The organism is Variovorax atrisoli (assembly GCF_014195185.1).
GTDB classification, from domain to species: Bacteria; Pseudomonadota; Gammaproteobacteria; order Burkholderiales; family Burkholderiaceae_C; genus Variovorax; species Variovorax atrisoli.
In genome coordinates this window covers 938,032-954,301 of the sequence record NZ_JACIBG010000002.1, presented here as the reverse complement: position 1 = coordinate 954,301, position 16,270 = coordinate 938,032, and the positions used below count along the sequence as shown (strand labels likewise).

Genomic DNA, 16,270 nt, shown 5'->3' with positions numbered 1-16,270 from the left:
CGGCGCTCAGGCCGGGGCGGTTGAGGTAGCCGCGTGCCAGGCCTGCGCCTGCGATGTAGAGCTCGCCGGGCACGCCCGCGGGCACGGGCTGCAGCTGGGCGTCCAGGACGTACACCTGCGTGTTATCCATGGGGGCACCGATCGGCACGTTCGCATCGACGTGAAACGGTGCACGCATCGGATAGCAAGTCGCGAAAGTGGTGGTCTCGGTCGGACCGTAGACATGGACTACGTCGGTGTGCGGGCAATGATCGATCACCTGTTGAAAGGCTCGTGTCGAGGCGGCCTCACCGCCGCTCCATACAGTGCGTACATGCTCGAAGCAATGAGGTTGTTCCTCCGCAAGCAGACGGAACAACGCCGTGGTGAGGAACAGCGCTGTAACCTTCTTGCGGGCGATGAGCTGAGACAGCGCCTGGATATCAGTTTTTTCGGACTCGGCGATCACGCTCTGGTGACCACTCAGCAGCGGGACCCATATCTCGTAGGTGGATGCATCAAAGACCAGCGGAGAGTGCATCAGCACGCGCTGCTGGTTGCCGTCTTGCCAGCGATGGTCCATCGCCAGTTCGATGACGTTGCGATGGGTGATGGTGATGCCCTTGGGCGTGCCGGTAGACCCGGACGTGTACATCACATAGGCCAGATGATCTGGATGCGTCGCGCATGCTGGCGATGCGTCTGGCTGTTTCGCAATTGCCTCGGCTTCGCGATCAAGCACAACCAAAGTGTTCGACAGAGGTGGTAGGCGATCAAGCAGGGTCGATTGAGTGAGCAACACCGGATTCGTCGCTTCTGCGAGCATGAACGCGATGCGCTCGGGCGGATAGTCCACATCCAGGGGGAGGTAGGCGCCGCCGGCCTTGAGGATGGCCAGCAGGGAGACGACCAGCTCCAGGGAGCGGGGCAGGGCGAGGGCGACGATGCACTCGGGGCCGACGCCCTGTGCGATGAGGTGGTGTGCGAGCTGGTTGGCGCGCGTGTTGAGCTCGCCGTAGGTGAGCGAGGAGTCCTCGAAGACGAGTGCGGTGGCGTGGGGCGAGCGTGCGGCCTGCAGCTCGAAGAGCTCGGGCAGGGTGGCTGGTGGCACGGGGTGTGCGGAGTCGTTCCAGTCCAGCAGGATCTGGGAGCGCTCGGCGGGTGCGAGGATCTCGATGGCGCCGATGGGCTGTGCGGGGTCGTGCGCGATGGCCTGGAGTACGCGTTGCAGGCGATCGACGATGGCCTGGACGCTGGCGCGATCGAACAGGTCGGTGGCGAATCCGACCCGGCCGGTGAGACCCTGCGGCGATCCGTCCGTGGCGCGCAGTTCACGCAGCTCAAAGGATAAATCGAACGTGGCTGCAATCGACTCGAGCGATTGGGAACTCACAACGGCAAGCCCGGGCAGCTGGAAGCTGGCGCGCTCGTTGTTCTGCAGCACCAGCATGACCTGGAACAGCGGATGGCGCGCCATGGAGCGCACGGGGTTGAGCACCTCCACCAAGCGCTCAAAGGGCAGGTCCTGATGAGCATAGGCGCTCAGGTTGGTCTCGCGCACGCGCGAGAGCAACTCGCGGAAGCTGGGGTTGCCCGAGGTGTCGGTGCGCAGCACGAGCGTGTTGAGAAAGAAACCGACGAGATCGTCCAAAGCCTCGTCGGTACGCCCTGCGATCGGACTGCCCAGGGGGATGTCGGTGCCCGCGCCCATGCGGGTGAACAGGGTGGCCAGCGAGGCCTGCAACACCATGAAGAGACTGGCCCGTTCCTGGCGGGCGAGGTTCAGCAATCCTCGATGGATGGCTGCGTCGAATTTGAAAGCGATGTCTTCGCTGTGGTAGCTTGATACCGCGGGCCGTGGCCGGTCTGTCGGGAGTTCAAGCTGCTCTGGCAAGCCCGTCAGTGCGTTCCGCCAATAGCTGAGCTGCTTCGAGATGACGCTGTCCGCGTCCGCTTCGCTACCCAGCAACTCCTGTTGCCAGAAAGTGTAGTCGGCGTACTGCACGGGCAGAGGCGACCATGCCGGCGCGGTGCCACGTGCCCTCGCACTGTAGGCCAGGGACAGATCGCGGGCCAGCGGCGTCCACGACCAGCCGTCGCAGGCGATGTGATGGCACAGCAGCATCAAAACGTGCTGGGTCGGACTTAGCTGGAAGAGCCACGCGCCGAACGGGATCTCGCTGTCCAGCTTGAAGCTGTAGGCTGAGGCCCGTGCGATCTGCTGCGCCAGCGTTGCCTCCGATGCCGTTTCGATCTTCAGGAAGGGGCGGGCCTCCTCGGGCGGCAGAATGAGCTGCTGTGGTGACTGCTCGGCACCCGAGAAGACCGTGCGCAAGCTCTCGTGACGTTCCACCACGTCCGCCAGTGCCGTTGACAACGCCATTTCGTCCATGCGTCCTTCGAGCCGAACCACGGTTGGTACGTTATAGGTGGGCGTCGGACCATCGATCTGATAGAGGAACCACAGCCGCTGTTGTGCAAAGGACAGGGGAATCATGGAAGGTCCGGTACTGGATGAGGTTTGTCCCGATGGGGGCGTTGTCGTCGGTGACAAAGGCGAACGATGTGTCGATCAACGGCGAGCGCGGCGCGCACGAGCCATCCGGCGCGTTTGCGCCTGGGGCGCACGCTTGTCAGATGCTGTTGTCGTAGCGAACGCTCGGCTGTGGCACCTGATTGCTGCGCCGGGTCGGACGTAGCGCTATTCGGGCTTTGGGAGCAGTGCTGATCCTGGATGCCAGCTGGGCCACGCTCGAAGCTTCGAACAATGTGTGGATGTCGACTTCCACACCCATGTGGGTACGGATGCGATTGATCAGCCGTGTCGCCAGCAGCGAATGGCCACCCAAATCGAAGAAGCTCTCGTCGGTTCCGACTTGCGGAATGCCGAGGATTTCTGCGAAGAGCGCCGCCAACGCTTCTTCTTGCGGTGTGCCGGGAGTGCGCGTCGCCGGGGCCACTGCGATCGACGGTGCTGGCAACGCCTTGCGATCGATCTTGCCATTGGGTGTCAACGGGAGGGCGTTCAGCCAGACATAGTGCGCGGGCACCATGTGATCGGGCAGCAAAGCCGCGAGCTGGCTCTGCACCTGGGCCGCGTCGGGTGGCGAGCCTGCGCGCGATCGTTTCATCACGGTGGCGAGGTTCACCAGGTTGTCGAGGACTGTGTCCGTTGCGATGCCGAAATCAATCAGGCACGCAAACTCGTCGATCCCGACCTTCTCCAGCTTGCGCACCAGTTCCAGACAGCTCTCCGGGCCACCGATGAGGGATGAGGTGCCGAAGTAGCGACGCACCGCGAGCGCGATGAGTTGCTCCGCCTCGACTTCGCCCACGGCCTGGTTCGGGATGTTCCCCTCGAGGTCTTTGAATACGCTCTTGCGCAATTCCGTGTGTGCCTGGAAATACTGGACCATCGGCTCATGGGCCACCTTTCGTGCCGTCTCGTCGTCAGGGCCAACAAAGGTGTGCAGCATCAGCGTGACCTTGTGCGCGTCCGGGTCGTGCCCGTTGGCACGCAGCGCGTCGCGGTAGATCCGGATGCTCTCGGTCAGCTCTGGAATCGTGAGGCTCAGCAGCGCTGTCAGCACGTTCGCGCCGATCCGACCGGCTGCCTCGAAGGTGGCCGGGCTTCGGGTGGCCGTGATCCACACCGGCAGCTCCGGCTGGATCGGCTTCGGTTGCAGGTGGACCTGGGACGTGTGGCCCGCACCGTTGCGCGCGGCCATCGTGCCGCCGCGCCAGAGTTCGCGCACCTGCGCGACCCCGTCGAGCATCACCTGGTACCGGTCGGCGAAATGGTCCGGCGCCAACACGAAGTCCTCGGGCACCCACCCTGAGGCGAACGCGACGCCGACGCGACCACCGGAGAGATGGTCGACCACAGACCATTCCTCGGCAACCCGCAACGGATGGTGCAGCGGCAGCACGACACTGCCCGCTCGCAGTTGCACGTTCTGCGTGACCATGGCCAGAGCCGAACTCAGCACGGACGGATTGGGGAACGCGGCCGCCACCTTGGTGAAGTGCCGCTCGGGTGTCCAGATGGCAGTGAAGCCGTTGCGGTCCGCGAACTTCGCGCCCTCCACATACAGCCGGTAGAGCTGCTCACCCTCTTGGCCCTGACTCGCATCGGCAAAGTAGAAGAGGCCGAACCCCGGGGAGCGCGAGCGCTGGGGCAGCGCCGCCTCGTCCGCGACGAGATAGGCGACAAGTCGCTTGCCGGCCGTCGAGTCTTCCCGCGCCACAACGGCGGCGTGCTTGATCAAAGGATGCTTGATCAACTGCGCCTCGACTTCGCCGGGCTCGACCCGGAAACCCCGCAGCTTGATCTGGTGGTCGACCCGGCCCAGATAGCCGAGCACACCCTCTTCATTCCAGCGTGCCAGGTCGCCCGTGCGGTACATCCGCTCGCCGGGCGCCCCGAAGGGATTCGCCACGAAGCGTTCGGAAGTCAACGCGGGGCGACCGAGGTAGCCCCGCGCCAGCCCGGCGCCGGCGACGAACAGTTCGCCGACCGCGCCCGGCGGGACCGGTTGAAGCAGGGCGTCCAGCACATAGACCTGCACGCCCGGCAAGGGGGTACCGATCGGCACGCTGGGCAGTCCATGGCCGTCGAAGCTCTGGTTGACCCAGCCCGCCGCGTCCCAGAATTCGGATGTGCCGTACAGGTTGACCAGCAAGGCCTGCGGCAGCACCTTCCTGAAACGCTCGGCCAGCGCTGGCGTCAACGCTTCTCCGCCGCAGGACCAGTACCGCAGGTGCGGCAGCCGGGTCCGCACCTTGAACTCCGCTTCGAGCATCGCCTCGAGCAGCGACGGGACCAGGACGATCCGGGTCACCTTCTCGGCGGCCAGCAGATCGATCAATCCGTTGATGTCCTTGCTGAACTGCGGAGGCACGATCACCAGGCGCTGACCGCCGATGAGCGGCATCAGCACTTCCCAGACGAAGTCGATGAAGTTGTGGGTCGTCCTCTGGGCGTACACCGTCGCTTCGTCGGCCTGCAGCACGTCCCAGCGCAGCCTGTTGAGCAGTGTCCTTGCGGTTCCCGCCACGCCCTTGGGGAGTCCCGTGGAGCCCGAGGTGTACAGCACGTACGCAAGGTCGAGCGGGCTGGGCGCGCGCGTGCGCTGCCCGTGGGTCAGGTCCGTTGCCGGCAAGGCCGAGAGTTCGGCGCAGAGCGATGCGTCGTCCAGGCGCACGCCGAGCGTTTCCATGTCCGTGAGGAGATGGGTAACGTCGGACATAGAGATGACGCATCGGGGCCGTGCGTCCTCGAGCATGAACCGCAGGCGATCCACGGGATAGTCGAGGTCGAGCGCGAGGTACGCCGCACCTGCCTTCAGGACGGCCAGGAGGCTGACCACCAGTTCGGGCGAGCGTGGCAGCGCCAGCGCCACGATGCTGTCCGGGCCGATGCCTAGGGAACTCAGGTAGTGGGCAAGCCGGTTCGCCTGCTGATTCAGTTCCTGGTACGAGAGGTTGATTGCTTCGAACGAGATGGCGCGCGCGTGCGGGGTTGCCGCGACCTGTCGCTCGAACAGGTCCGCCAGTGTGTCGGGAAATGCGCCGGGGGCTGCGCCGTTCCAGTCCGCCAGGACGCGCTGGCGTTCCTCGGTGCTCAGGATGTCCAGCGCCGCGACGGGGATCGCCGGCTGGGCCAGGCTTGAATCGATGAAGCGCAGCAGCCGTTCCTGGTGCGCTTGCACGTCCGCCAGCGAGTAGGCGGACGCGTTCGCCGTGCAGTAGACGTCGGCGCTGCTGTCTTCGCCGATGAAGAACGAAAACGAGATGTCGGCCGCTGTGCGGGCGGAGGTGTTGAACGACTTGGACGGCAGGCCGCCGAAGGAGATGCCTTCCTTGAACGGCATCACATTGATCACGGGCCCGAAGTCGCTGCCATAGCCCCTGATCCTCTTGGCATCCAGGTACAGGCGCGATGCCGGATAGCGTTGATGCGCGAGGACCGTGCGGATTTCCCGGTCGACGATCCCGACGATGTCCCGCATCGTCATTTCCGGCGCAATCGACAGATGCATCGGCAGGGTGTTCGACATCATGCACGGGATCGCCCGTGTCTCGGCGGACCGCCCCGACACCGGCAGGCCGATCGACAATTCCCGGACACCCGTGGTGCGAAACAGGTAGGCGGCCACGGCCGCGATCAAAATACGCGCCAGGGAGGTCTCGCACACGCGCGCCAGCTCCGCGATGCCCTCGAGTGCCGGCTTTTCCATCCGGCAACTGTTGCGGATCGGCAGGCGCGAGAAGCTGCGCGTGCCTTCCCCGAAACGGGTTGGCGCAGGGAGGTTCTCGAGGTAGCCATGCCAGAAATCGCGATCCGAGTTGAACGCATCCGAGGACAGGTAGGTTTGCTCGATGTCCAGCAACTGGCCCAGCGGCTCGAACCACGCGCGCGGTACTGTGCGCGCTTCGATCGCAGCCGTGTAGAGCTCGCCCACGCGGCGCGCGATGAGCGAATAACCAAAGCCGTCGATGACGATGTGGTGGTAGAGGTGGTGCCAGGCGAATCGATCGGCCGAGAGCTTGAACAGGCAGAAGGCAAAGAGCTCGGGATCGGTCGGTGAGAGCGAGTTCTCCATCTTCCGGCCGATCGTGTCGAGCATCGACCGATGGGGATCGGCATCGCCGCTCAAGTCGACAAAGCTGACGCACTGTTCGCTGAGCTTTCCTCCGATGACTTGCCGGGGCGCTGTGTCCGTTTCGATGAACGTGGTGCCCAGCGCCTCGGCCTCCTTGGCCACTGTGCGCAGGCACTGCAGAAACAATTCCGCATTCAGCGCGCCGGCAATCTCGATGTATTCGCCGACGTTGTGGGAGGGGTGGCTCGGGTAGAACTGCCGCTCGAACCAGAGCCCGAGCTGCGCGAAGGACAGCGGCCAGCCATCTTCAGAGGTCGACGCCATATGGGGTCCTGTTGACTTACGTTTCGGGAAAGCCAAACGATCCGGGCCGGCCGCGCAACGGCGCCGGACGGAGAGCCGTACAGCTTTTCTAAGGAAAGAGCCGGATGCAGCGCGGCGGCTGCTTATCCCTGATTGCCCATCGCTTGGGCCAGGCTCCGCGGACGCATGTCCGTCCAGTTTTTCTCTACGAATTCAAGGCATTCAGCCTTTGCGGAAGGACCGTGAACTTTTTGCCAGCCTTGAGGGATTTCAACGAAATCAGGCCAGATGGAGTGCTGGTTTTCGTCGTTGGTCAGAACCAGAAATGAAGCGCCAACGTTGTCGAAAGGATTAGTCATGAGATCTTTTCAATGAAAACGACTGCTAAATTCTGATGCGCTGTTGCTCAATTTGAGCCAAATTGGTGCAACTGCAAATAGATGTGTCATTCCAGCACATTGCTGCCGAGGGCGCAACGCATACATATGGGATGCCACGGGATTGGGGCTTTAGCTGACTTTTAAGAAAAAAGAACTCATTAAAAAATTATTGACTATTTGTTGCTACTCCGGTTTTATCGATTCAGTTGGATCGCTTTGGTATGGGCGATTTGACTGGCATTGATATGGGGCAAATTCATGACATTCGAACTCCCGGCATGGTGATTTCAGCCGAGATGGACGCCACGATTGAAGCTGGTAACCGGTGAAATAGCTGCTCGGACGTTATTGGTCGTGTTGACCATGGGTTTGCGCCCGAACTCATCGAACGCATGACACAAGCACGATTGACTCGGAAGGCAAAGCCTCAGGCGCGGAACCCTTGGAAGGGATATGTCGCGAGAAGTGCCACGAAATTAAGTACCCTCTGTAAAAGGAGTACTTCGCGGGGAGGATCACTGCGGATCCCGCGAGCGCTTTGAACTCGATGCCCGAGCGAAGGCATACCCGTCAGATACCTTGGAGATGCTAGATCTCACAATGTGTCGAGCCCTTCTCGTTCTCGATGAGCCTCCCTCGAGGACAAAAGGCTTTAAGCAACTGCGGCGGCAAGAATGGCTTGATTCATTCGCCCCTTTCGTTGGAGCAAATGCTCTGTTCATCGGTTGGAGCCATTGCCGACATGCCGAACTTTTTGGGACGCTGCGTGCCTTGTGTACTTCTGCACGTTTGGTGATCAGAGTTCTTGGCGATGTCGTGGCAGCTGAGGTCAGTGTTTCAGGCTGCGCTGAGGAGGTCGTAGAGAGCGGGTTCACCGTGCATGAGTGGCGCCGCCGTCGACAATCAGGGTGGAGCCGACGACATAGTCACCCGCGCGCGACGCGAGGTAAACGGCTGCGCCTGCGATGTCTTCGGGGGTGCCGATGCGGCCCAACGGGATATAGGCTGCAACGTCGTCGCCATTGTCCCGTGCGCTCTTGTTGAGATCGGTGGCGAATGCGCCAGGCGCAATGGCGCTCACGACGATGCGTTCGGGCGCAAGCCTCAGCGCCATCAAGCGTGTCAGTTGAATCAACCCCGCCTTGCTGGCTGCATACGAATAGGTCTCCCGAGGGCCCACGGAGATGCCATCAACCGAAGCAATGTTGATCACTTTCGGCAGGTTCTTCGCCACTGCCTTGCGCAGCAGGGGCGTCAGGCACTGGGTCAAAAAAAAGGGCGTCTTGAGATTCAGATCGACGACCTTGTCCCATCCCGCTTCGGGAAATTCGTCGTAGGGCGCTCCCCAGGCTGTCCCCGCGTTATTGACCAGGATGTCAAGCGACTCCTCTCGTGCAGCAACGCCGCGCACGAGGGTGTTGACGCCTTCGAGGGTAGATACATCCGCCGGCAGTGCGACGATTTCACCGAACTCGGAAAGTTGTGCAGCGGTCTGGTTGCAGGTGTCGGCGTCCCGCGCCGAGATATAGACCCGCGCCCCTTGCACGAGATAGGCATGCGCGATCATCCGGCCGATCCCTCGGGACCCGCCGGTGATCAGGGCCGTGCGTCCGCGGAGGGAAAACAGATTGGCGATGTCCATTTGCTGCGTGATTCCTTGGATCGGGAACGTGAGGCTTGGCCGCGCATAGATCCCATACGTTGGAGCGTGTGTTCCGCAAATGTAGCGGAGGATGATGATTGGGTGATCGGACTGACTGCTCGGAGGCGCACGCTGTCGCACATTCAAGGAGCGAGCGGCGCTGCTCTGTATCAAGCGGTGCAATAGGACTCTCGCCGCCCCCGTTAGTCGGATGCTGCGCAGACCAATTTGGTCGCTGCCATAATGGCGGCAGGCTGGATGGCTGCCTGTGGTTCGATGCCACTTCTGGCCATTAGGCCGATGGTCAGTTTGGTGTACCCAAGCGTGTACCCCGCAGGAATTCACGAGTGAGAAAAGTAAAGCGTGGCGGTCTTGGCAAGGGATTTTTCGATTCCGCCCCAGCCACCAAATTCAGCAAGGCGCTACAACTCTCGAGGTTGTAGCGCCTTTTGCTTTGCGCCCGTCTTGCCGCGATCCGGTGCGGCCTCCCGTATCGGCACATCATCGGCCCTTCAGGCCGACGACCACTTCACTGCAGCGCCACCTCCGTCCCATCGGCCGCCACCATCACCCCCGGCGTGTTCTCAGCAATCTCGATGGGCACTCCCATGTGCTTCGTCGCGCTCATGTCGCGTTCGCCAGGGATGGTGATCAGCGACAGGTCGCGCAGATACTGGTCGCGCAGTGCGGGGCTGAGCACGAACTTCCGGGGGTAGGCGTTGTTGTTCTCTCTCCAGTGCGCGGAGAGCTTCTCGGTCATCTGCAGGTACAGCGTAGTCATCGGCTGATCGTAGCGGCAGGCCCGCGCCTACAGTGGGGCGGGCCGCACGCTGCAGAATCGTCGCGGGGAGCCACGACGACGAGCCATAGCCAAAAGAACAAGCAAGCGCGCACCTGCGAGGATCATCAGCAATGCCGATGGACTTTCTACGTCGGATCGAGGAGGCGTCTTTCCCGCTGGCCATCCTGGAGGAGGCCGATATCCACTGCGCGGCCGTCCTTGCGGCGGCCGGGTTCATCGAGGCGAGGCTTCCCGAGCCGGGTGAACGCCTGAGGCGGTCCGCCATGATCCTGCGCATCACGCCGCTCGGTCGGGCGGAGCTTGGGCGATGGCGTCGGCAGCGGGCCTGAGGGCCGCTCCCATCAGCGCTCAGGGCAGCAGCAGCGACGCTCAGGCTGCCGCGTCGAGCACCAGCTGAGTCTGGGTGACGACTGCGCAGAGCTTTCCATCCGCATTGGCGATCGTGGTCTGCCACACCTGGGTCGTGCGCCCGCGGTGCAGCGCCACGCTGGTGCCGGTGACCGTCGTTCCCACGCGTGCTCCGGCGATGAACTTGGTGCTCGAATCGGTCGTCGTCGTGCGCTTGCCTTCGGGCAGGTTGACGATGGTGCCGACCGCGCCCAGCGTGTCCGCGAAGGCCATGTAGGCGCCGCCATGGAGGATGCCGCCGGCGGTGCACAGGTCGGGGCGGACTTCCATCTGCGCGACTACGCGCTCGGGCGCGAGTTCGGTGAGCCTCACGCCCATGAGGCCGGGGAAGATGGTGTCCAGCAGCTTCTGCATCGAGGCGATGTCGGGCATGAGCGTCTCCTTGCTTGTTGTGTCGAGGAACGAATGAAGGCGAAGGCTCAGGCGGTCGCCGCCGCTGCAGCCGTCGCGCGCCGCAGCGCGGCGCGTGCCAGCAGGCGGGTCGAGTCCAGCGTCGGCAGCGACGAGTTGCCGTCGTCCAGCACCAGCGGAAGCTCGGTGCAGCCCAGCACGACGGCATCGCAGCCGCGCGCCTTCAGCCCGTCGATCATCCGCCGCAGCATGTCGGTGGACTCGGGCTTGATCACGCCGCGCACGAGCTCGTCCATGATGATGCGGCCCATCTCCGCACGCTCATCGGCGCCTGGCCGCACGGCTTCGAGCCCGGCTGCAGACAGCGCCTGCGGGTAGACCTCGCTGTTCACCAGCCAGTGCGTGCCCAGCACGCCCACGCTGCGGAAGCCGCGCGACACCGCCTCGGCTGCAACCACCTCGGCGATGTGAAGCCATGGCCGCGGCGATTGCGCAAGCACCAGGTGCATCGCCTGGTGGATGGTGTTGTCGGGGCAGATCAAGAAGTCGGCGCCGGCTGCGGCGAGCTTGCCTGCGGAGGACAGCATCAGCTGCGCGACGCCGTTCAGATCGCCGCGGTCCAGGCAGTCCACGTACGCCGCGAGCGAGTGCGTGTGCATCGAGACCTCGGGGTGCGCATGGGCGTGGCCCATGTGGCTGGCGCCTTCGACGCACAGCGTGCGATAGCAGAGCGCAGCGCCTTCGGCCGAGCAGCCGACGATGCCGATGTGCAATGGCATGGAAGATGTCTCCGGAAACGAAGTGGCAGAAAAGAGGCGGACGATGTTCTCACGCCCTGCGCGACACCGCCACGCCGGCATGGCGGTCGAGCCGCAGCGTCATCAGCGCCGCGATGGCCATCAGCAGGCCGACCACGTACCAGGCATGGCGAAAGTCGGCGAGCTCCACCGCGGGCGCGCCGCGCAACGCCTGAGAGGCGCCGAGCACCATCGCGCCCAGGGCCACGCCGAGCGCGAGCGACACCTGCTGCAGCATGGTGCCGAGCGTGCTGGCGCCCGCGCGGGTCTCGTCGGGCACATCGGCGAAGGCCAGAGTGCCGATGGCGGTGAAGTTCATCGAGCGCGCCATGCCCGCCACGAAGAGCAGCACGCACATCCACGGCAGCGGGTCGCCGGGCGACAGCTGCCCGCAGCCGAAGAGCGTGGCGGCGCAGATCGCGCCGTTCACCGTCAGCACGCGGCGAAAGCCGAAGCGCCGCAGCACCGCCGTGGTGGCGCTCTTCATCACGAGGTTGCCGGCCATGTAGACCAGCAGCATCGAGCCGGCCTGGAAGGCGCTCATGCCGAAGCCGATCTGGAACATCAGCGGCAGCAGGAAGGGCGAGGCGTTGATCGCGACCCGCGAGACGAAGCCGGCGGTCGCCGTGGCCAGCGCATAGGTTGGCACCGCCAGCGCACGAAGGTCGAGCAGGGGCGCCGCCGCGCGCCGCGCGTGGCGCACCGCGGCGATGGCGGCCGCCACGCCCGCGGCCAGCAGGCCAAGCGTGAAGGCCGAGCCCGGGTGCGGCCCGCCCAGCCGCGTGAGGCCTTCGACCAGCGCGGCCAGCGCGATGGCGGTGAGCGCGAAGCCGGCGGCGTCGAAGCGCGCCGGCGCCGCGTCGGCCCGGCGCGGAAAGAGCCGCATGATCAGCCACAGGCCGACGAGTCCCAGCGGCACGTTCAGCAGGAAGATCCAGCGCCACGACGCATGCGTGGCGATCAGCCCGCCCAGCGGAGGCCCGATCACCGGAGCGATGAGCGCCGGCCATGTGATGGTGCCGATGGCCTCGATCAGCCGGTGCTTCGGCGTTTCGCGCAGCACCACCAGCCGGCCCACCGGCGACATGAAGGCCGCGGCCGCGCCCTGCAGCACGCGCGCCGCGACGAAGAATTCGAAACTCGGCGCGAGCCCGCAGGCCAGCGAGGCGAGGGTGAAGGCCCCGACCGCCAGCGCGAACACCCGTCGCGCGCCGAAGCGGCCCGCGCACCAGCCAGCGGCCGGCACCAGCGCGGCCATCGCGATCAGGTAGACCGTCACGCCCAGGCTCGCGTCCAGCGCGCCGATGCCGAAGGCCGCCCCGATCGCCGGCAGCGCCGTGACGATGACGGTGGCGTCCAGCGTCTCCATGAAGAAGGCGGCCGCCACCGTGAGCGCGATGCGCCTGGAGGCGCCTTCCGAGGCCGCGACGGGCTGGGCGTTGTCGTTCATGCGCCGAGTCTGACACCGCCGGGCGCCTAGGGTTTACCCGGTGGTGACGATCCGGAAGCTCGGACGGGACCGGTCTGCGGCATCCGGATCATCGGCGGGGCGCCTCGCACCTCTTGGGGAAAAGCGCTTTGAAATCAATGGCTTATGGCGGCTGCCGACCCTCGCCGGCCGTGGCATGTCGATTGCTGAATCACCGGCCGGCCGCGCCCCTCCGATATGGGCCCGGTCACGACCCTGGAGACAAACCAATGAGCACCCCCATGGAACACCAGACCGCCCCCAAGCCCTTCTACAAATCCCTGTACTTCCAGGTCATCACGGCCATCGTGCTCGGAGTGCTCCTGGGCCATTTCTATCCCGACACCGGCGCCTCGATGAAGCCGCTGGGCGACGGCTTCATCAAGCTGATCAAGATGATCATCGCGCCGATCATCTTCTGCACGGTGGTGGTAGGCATCGCCGGCATGGAGGACATGAAGAAGGTCGGCAAGACCGGCGGCATGGCGCTGCTGTACTTCGAGATCGTGAGCAGCATCGCGCTGATCGTGGGCCTGGTGCTCGTGAACGTGCTCAAGCCCGGCGCAGGCATGAACGTCGACGTGAGCCAGCTCGACACAAAGAGCATCGCGGCCTACACCGGCCCCGGCAAGATGCAGAGCACCACCGACTTCCTGCTCAACATCATCCCGAGCACGGTGGTCGATGCCTTCGCCAAGGGCGAGATCCTGCAGGTGCTGCTGATCGCCGTGATGTTCGGCTTCGCGCTGCACCGCTTCGGTGGCCGCGGCACGCTGGTGTTCGACGTGATCGAGAAGGGCTCGCACGTGCTCTTCGTGATCGTCGGCTACATCATGAAGGTCGCGCCCATCGGCGCCTTCGGCGCGATGGCCTTCACCATCGGCAAGTACGGCGTGAGCTCGCTGCTGCAGCTGGGCCAGCTGATGGCCACCTTCTACGCCACCTGCCTGCTCTTCATCTTCGTGGTGCTGGGGCTTATCGCGCGCTTCCACGGCTTCAGCATCTGGAAGTTCATCAAGTACATCAAGGAAGAGCTGCTGATCGTGCTGGGCACCTCGTCCAGCGAATCGGTGCTGCCGCGCATGATGGCCAAGATGGAGAACCTGGGCGCGAAGAAGTCGGTGGTCGGCCTGGTGATTCCGACCGGCTATTCATTCAACCTCGACGGCACCTCCATCTACCTGACGATGGCGGCCGTGTTCATCGCGCAGGCCACCAACACCGACATGACGCTCACGCAGCAGCTTACGCTGCTGGCGGTGCTGCTGCTGACCTCGAAGGGCGCGGCGGGCGTCACGGGCAGCGGCTTCATCGTGCTGGCGGCGACGCTGTCGGCGGTGGGGCATGTGCCGGTGGCGGGGCTGGCGCTGATCCTGGGCATCGACCGCTTCATGTCGGAAGCCCGTGCGCTGACTAACCTGATCGGCAACGGCGTGGCTACGCTGGTGGTGGCCAAGTGGACCGGCGACCTCGACACCGTGCGCATGAACCAGCACCTGAACCAGGAAAGCACCGCCGAGGCCGACGAGCCCGAGCGCGTGCTCGACGCCACAGAGGCGCACATGCCCGTCGCTTCCGCGCGGCAGGTTTCCTGATCCTCCCCTCGGCCCCGCCCTGGGGCCATCGGGCTGCCACTGATGCAGGCGGCCCCGCCTTGTGCAATAACGGCCCCATGAATCCAAGGGAGCCGGCCCGGCGTCTAGACCCACATTCCGACCAGGCGACGAGAGGGTGGCGCGGCCTGCCTCGATGGGGCGGCGCGCTGGCCCTCGTGGCCGTGGCCGCCTTCGCGGGCTACCAGGTCGCCATGCAGACCGGCCTGGCCCGGCTGCGCGAAGCGGCCGACCACCGGCTCGACATGCTCGCCACCGGCCTCGACGCCGACCTGGCCCGCTTCGACTACCTGCCCGCGCTGCTGGAGATGACGCCCCTGGTGCCGGCCCTGCTCGGCACCCCGTCGGACACGCGGCTGCGCGATTCGGTCAACCGCTACCTCGACGGCGTCAACGCCGCGGCGGGCGCGGAGATGCTCTACGTGCTCGATGCCTCCGGCACCTCGCTGGCGGCCTCCGACTGGGACAAGCCCGGTACCACCGTGGGCCAGGACCTCTCGTTCCGTCCCTACGTGATCGACGCGCTGGGACAGGGCAGGGGCCGCTTCTACGGCGTGGGCATCACCAGCAAGAAGCCGGGCTACTACCTTTCCTATGCGCTGCGCCGCGGGCAGGCCTCGCGCGGCGTGGTGGCAGTGAAGATCAATCTCGAGGAAGCCGAGCGCGCCTGGCGCAAGCTGCCGGGCGACGTGGCGCTGATCGACCAGCGCGGCGTGGTCATACTTTCCACGCGCGAGGACATCAAGTTCCGGCCGCTGCTGCCGCTCGATGCCCTCCAGCGCGCCGAGGTGCTGCGCTCGCGCCCCTACGGCGAGGCCGCGCTGCAGCCGCTGCGATGGACGCAGAAGGAGGCGCTCGACCGCGACGTGCAGGTGATCTCGCTCGACGGCGTCGACCAGCTCGCCTCGGCTCGCACCCTGCGCGGCGCGCCGTGGCAGCTGGTGGTGCTCGACAACCTCGCGCCGCTGCACCTGGCCGCGCGCAACGCGGCCATCACTGCCGGGCTCGCGATGACGGTGCTGCTGCTGGTGGCCGTGGCGCTGTGGCAGCGTCGCCGCGCGGTGCGCCAGAAGCTCGCCAACCAGGCCGCGCTGCAGGCGGCGCACGACACCCTCGAATCGACCGTGGCCGCGCGCACCGCGCAGCTGCGCGCGGCGCAGGGCGAACTGGTGCATGCCGGCAAGATGGCCGCGCTGGGGCAGATGTCGGCGGGCGTCGTGCACGAGCTCAACCAGCCGCTCACGGCCATGCGCACGCTCTCGGAAAGCGCCGCCATCCTGCTCGACAAGAACCGCCTCGACGATGTGCGCGGCAACCTCGAGCGCATCCGCGGCATGGTCGACCGGCTCGCGCGGCTGACCTCGCAGCTGCGCACCTTCGCCTACAAGAGCGAGCTTCCGCTGGCGCCGGTGCTGCTGTCGCACGCGATCGCCGACGCGCAGGTGATCGTCGCCGAGGCGTCCAGGAAGCATCGCGTGGCCATCGAGGTCGACGTGCAGCCCGCCACGCTGAGCGTGATGGCGGAGGAGGCCGCGCTCGGCAGCGTGCTCGCCAACCTGATGCGCAACGCCATCGACGCGATGCAGGACGCGCCGGTGCGCAAGCTGCGCCTGCAGGCGCGGCCGAAGGAGGGCCGCGTGCTGTTGTCGGTGACCGACACCGGGCCGGGCATCCGCCCCGACATCCTGCAGCGCCTGTTCGAACCCTTCGTCACCGGCAAGGCCGCAGGCTCGGGCCTGGGACTGGGTCTCGTGATCTCGGCACAATTGGTGCGGTCCATGGACGGCACGCTGCGCGCGGCCAACCTGGACGGCGGCGGGGCCTGCTTCGTCATCGACCTGCCGGCGGCCATCGCCGTGATCCACGACAGCAGCAGCCAGCCGCCGGTTTCCGACGCCTTTTCCATTGCACAACAGGAGTGA

General features: G+C 65.2%; 11 protein-coding genes. 3 read left to right on the top strand and 8 right to left on the bottom strand.

Annotation, left to right across the window (positions count from 1 at the left end):
- The 5 genes from FHY06_RS11120 to FHY06_RS11100 all read right to left on the bottom strand — a co-directional run.
- Nucleotides 1–2,476 (bottom strand): non-ribosomal peptide synthetase (locus FHY06_RS11120; RefSeq protein ID WP_184604979.1); only part of this gene is annotated, 2,476 nt, incomplete at its 3' end.
- Nucleotides 2,477–2,612: 136 nt separating this feature from the next.
- The gene (locus FHY06_RS11115) at nt 2,613–6,908 is read right to left on the bottom strand and encodes a non-ribosomal peptide synthetase (RefSeq protein ID WP_184604977.1); all 4,296 of its coding nucleotides are present in this window, start codon (nt 6,906–6,908) and stop codon (nt 2,613–2,615) included.
- Between the two features lie 122 nt (nt 6,909–7,030).
- The gene (locus FHY06_RS11110; protein WP_184604975.1) at nt 7,031–7,246 is read right to left on the bottom strand and encodes an MbtH family protein; all 216 of its coding nucleotides are present in this window, start codon (nt 7,244–7,246) and stop codon (nt 7,031–7,033) included.
- A gap of 892 nt (nt 7,247–8,138) precedes the next feature.
- Nucleotides 8,139–8,909, bottom strand: a complete 771-nt coding sequence (locus FHY06_RS11105; protein ID WP_184604973.1) for an SDR family oxidoreductase — start codon at nt 8,907–8,909, stop codon at nt 8,139–8,141.
- 529 nt (nt 8,910–9,438) lie between these two features.
- Nucleotides 9,439–9,690 (bottom strand): hypothetical protein, encoded by a 252-nt coding sequence (locus FHY06_RS11100; protein ID WP_019658326.1) that lies wholly within the window; start codon nt 9,688–9,690, stop codon nt 9,439–9,441.
- 131 nt (nt 9,691–9,821) lie between these two features.
- Here FHY06_RS11100 and FHY06_RS11095 point away from each other — a divergent pair, with 131 nt between their 5' ends.
- Nucleotides 9,822–10,040: a hypothetical protein gene (locus FHY06_RS11095; RefSeq protein WP_019658325.1), complete on the top strand. Its 219-nt coding sequence runs from the start codon at nt 9,822–9,824 to the stop codon at nt 10,038–10,040.
- A 40-nt stretch (nt 10,041–10,080) separates the two neighbouring features.
- Here the strand turns inward: FHY06_RS11095 and FHY06_RS11090 are convergent, their stop codons facing one another.
- The 3 genes from FHY06_RS11090 to FHY06_RS11080 are packed head-to-tail and all read right to left on the bottom strand — an operon-like array spanning nt 10,081 to nt 12,717.
- On the bottom strand, nt 10,081–10,491 hold the full coding sequence (locus tag FHY06_RS11090) for a PaaI family thioesterase (protein ID WP_019658324.1): 411 nt from the start codon (nt 10,489–10,491) through the stop codon (nt 10,081–10,083).
- A 47-nt stretch (nt 10,492–10,538) separates the two neighbouring features.
- On the bottom strand, nt 10,539–11,249 hold the full coding sequence (locus FHY06_RS11085) for an aspartate/glutamate racemase family protein (protein ID WP_184604970.1): 711 nt from the start codon (nt 11,247–11,249) through the stop codon (nt 10,539–10,541).
- Between the two features lie 49 nt (nt 11,250–11,298).
- Nucleotides 11,299–12,717 (bottom strand): MFS transporter, encoded by a 1,419-nt coding sequence (locus FHY06_RS11080; protein ID WP_184604968.1) that lies wholly within the window; start codon nt 12,715–12,717, stop codon nt 11,299–11,301.
- A 260-nt stretch (nt 12,718–12,977) separates the two neighbouring features.
- Here FHY06_RS11080 and FHY06_RS11075 point away from each other — a divergent pair, with 260 nt between their 5' ends.
- Together FHY06_RS11075 and FHY06_RS11070 are read left to right on the top strand one after the other, a co-directional pair.
- Nucleotides 12,978–14,330, top strand: coding sequence for a dicarboxylate/amino acid:cation symporter (locus FHY06_RS11075; RefSeq protein WP_019658321.1), 1,353 nt, complete (start codon nt 12,978–12,980; stop codon nt 14,328–14,330).
- A gap of 77 nt (nt 14,331–14,407) precedes the next feature.
- Entirely contained in the window at nt 14,408–16,270 is a 1,863-nt protein-coding gene (locus FHY06_RS11070; protein WP_019658320.1) for a sensor histidine kinase, read from the top strand.

Bases quoted from the DNA above. Each gene is read 5' to 3' on its own strand.
- FHY06_RS11115 (WP_184604977.1), bottom strand. From the start codon at position 6,908: ATGGCGTCGACCTCTGAAGATGGCTGGCCGCTGTCCTTCGCGCAGCTC.
- FHY06_RS11110 (WP_184604975.1), bottom strand. From the start codon at position 7,246: ATGACTAATCCTTTCGACAACGTTGGCGCTTCATTTCTGGTTCTGACC.
- FHY06_RS11105 (WP_184604973.1), bottom strand. From the start codon at position 8,909: ATGGACATCGCCAATCTGTTTTCCCTCCGCGGACGCACGGCCCTGATC.
- FHY06_RS11100 (WP_019658326.1), bottom strand. From the start codon at position 9,690: ATGACTACGCTGTACCTGCAGATGACCGAGAAGCTCTCCGCGCACTGG.
- FHY06_RS11095 (WP_019658325.1), top strand. From the start codon at position 9,822: ATGCCGATGGACTTTCTACGTCGGATCGAGGAGGCGTCTTTCCCGCTG.
- FHY06_RS11090 (WP_019658324.1), bottom strand. From the start codon at position 10,491: ATGCCCGACATCGCCTCGATGCAGAAGCTGCTGGACACCATCTTCCCC.
- FHY06_RS11085 (WP_184604970.1), bottom strand. From the start codon at position 11,249: ATGCCATTGCACATCGGCATCGTCGGCTGCTCGGCCGAAGGCGCTGCG.
- FHY06_RS11080 (WP_184604968.1), bottom strand. From the start codon at position 12,717: ATGAACGACAACGCCCAGCCCGTCGCGGCCTCGGAAGGCGCCTCCAGG.
- FHY06_RS11075 (WP_019658321.1), top strand. From the start codon at position 12,978: ATGGAACACCAGACCGCCCCCAAGCCCTTCTACAAATCCCTGTACTTC.
- FHY06_RS11070 (WP_019658320.1), top strand. From the start codon at position 14,408: ATGAATCCAAGGGAGCCGGCCCGGCGTCTAGACCCACATTCCGACCAG.